Below are 1,073 nucleotides of genomic sequence, written 5' to 3'. Positions count from 1 at the left end.
ATGCAGACGCTCTCGTCGGCGAGCCGCACATGCATGGCGTCGGCATCGGCGGTCGAATGCACCACCACCGTCTGGATGCCGAGTTCCTTGCAGGCGCGCAGCACCCGGAGGGCGATTTCGCCGCGATTGGCGATGAGGATCTTCTGAAACATCAGGCCCGCTCTATTCGATCACGACGAGCGGCATGCCATATTCGACCGGCTGCGAATCCTCGAAAAGGATCGCGGTCACCGTGCCGGCACGTGGCGAGGGGATCTGGTTCATCGTCTTCATCGCTTCGATGATCAGCAGCGTCTGGCCTTCCTTGACCTTCTGGCCGACTTCGATGAACGCCTTGGCGTCCGGCGACGGCGCCAGGTAGGCGGTGCCGACCATCGGCGAGGTGACTGCGTTCTTGGAAATATCTGCCACAACGGGCAGAGCTGCGGAGGCAGCTTGCGCTGCTGCCGGCGCATAGGCCTGCTGCGGCGCTGCGATTGCATGAACAGCCGGCGCCTGCCGCGAGACGCGCACCTTCAGGTCGCCCAGTTCAACCTCGATCTCGGTGAGATTGGTGTCGTTCAGTATGCCCGCCAGATCGCGGATCAGTTGCTGGTCAACACCGGTCTTCTTTATCGACATTTTCGAGCCTTCTGTTTGTTGGCCGGTCATAGGCGTGCGGCCAGCGCCTGTAGCGCCAGCGTATAGCCGAGCGGCCCAAAGCCACAGATCATGCCGACGGCGACCGGCGCGACCATGGAGATGTGGCGGAATGGTTCCCGCGCATGGATGTTGGAAAGATGAACTTCGGCCACCGGCAACGGCGCGACGGCGCGGATGGCGTCGTGGATGGCAATCGAGGTGTGGCTGTAGGCGCCCGGATTGATGACGATGCCGACAGCCTTGTCGCCAGCTTCCTGAATCCAGTCGACAAGGTCGCCCTCATGGTTCGACTGGCGGAAATCGATCTCGAACCCCAGCGCCTCGCCTGCCTGCTTGCAGTCGTCGGCGATCGCGGCAAGCGTCTTGCCGCCATAGATGCCCGGCTCGCGCTTGCCGCGATCGCCGACGACTGCAAGCAGGCAGGCGAGGCG

At 63.2% G+C, this 1,073-nt stretch carries 3 protein-coding genes; all 3 read right to left on the bottom strand.

Translation table 11 applies throughout. The features are described 5' to 3' along the window. Positions 1-152, bottom strand: a 152-nt coding sequence (locus EN893_RS35300; RefSeq protein ID WP_281062534.1) for a biotin carboxylase N-terminal domain-containing protein, incomplete at its 3' end; no start/stop codon positions are given. Positions 153-162: 10 nt separating this feature from the next. Further along, complete coding sequence (gene accB / locus EN893_RS35295; protein WP_127269234.1) at positions 163-621, bottom strand: acetyl-CoA carboxylase biotin carboxyl carrier protein; 459 nt, start codon at positions 619-621, stop codon at positions 163-165. A gap of 26 nt (positions 622-647) precedes the next feature. Further along, positions 648-1,061, bottom strand: coding sequence for a type II 3-dehydroquinate dehydratase (locus EN893_RS35290; protein ID WP_128362229.1), 414 nt, complete (start codon positions 1,059-1,061; stop codon positions 648-650). Between the last annotated feature and the right edge of the window lie 12 nt (positions 1,062-1,073).

Source organism: Mesorhizobium sp. M7A.F.Ca.CA.004.04.2.1, from assembly GCF_004022825.1.
Taxonomy (GTDB): domain Bacteria; phylum Pseudomonadota; class Alphaproteobacteria; order Rhizobiales; family Rhizobiaceae; genus Mesorhizobium.
Note: the sequence above shows the minus strand (reverse complement) of the source record. Positions and strands in the feature narration are given on the sequence as shown.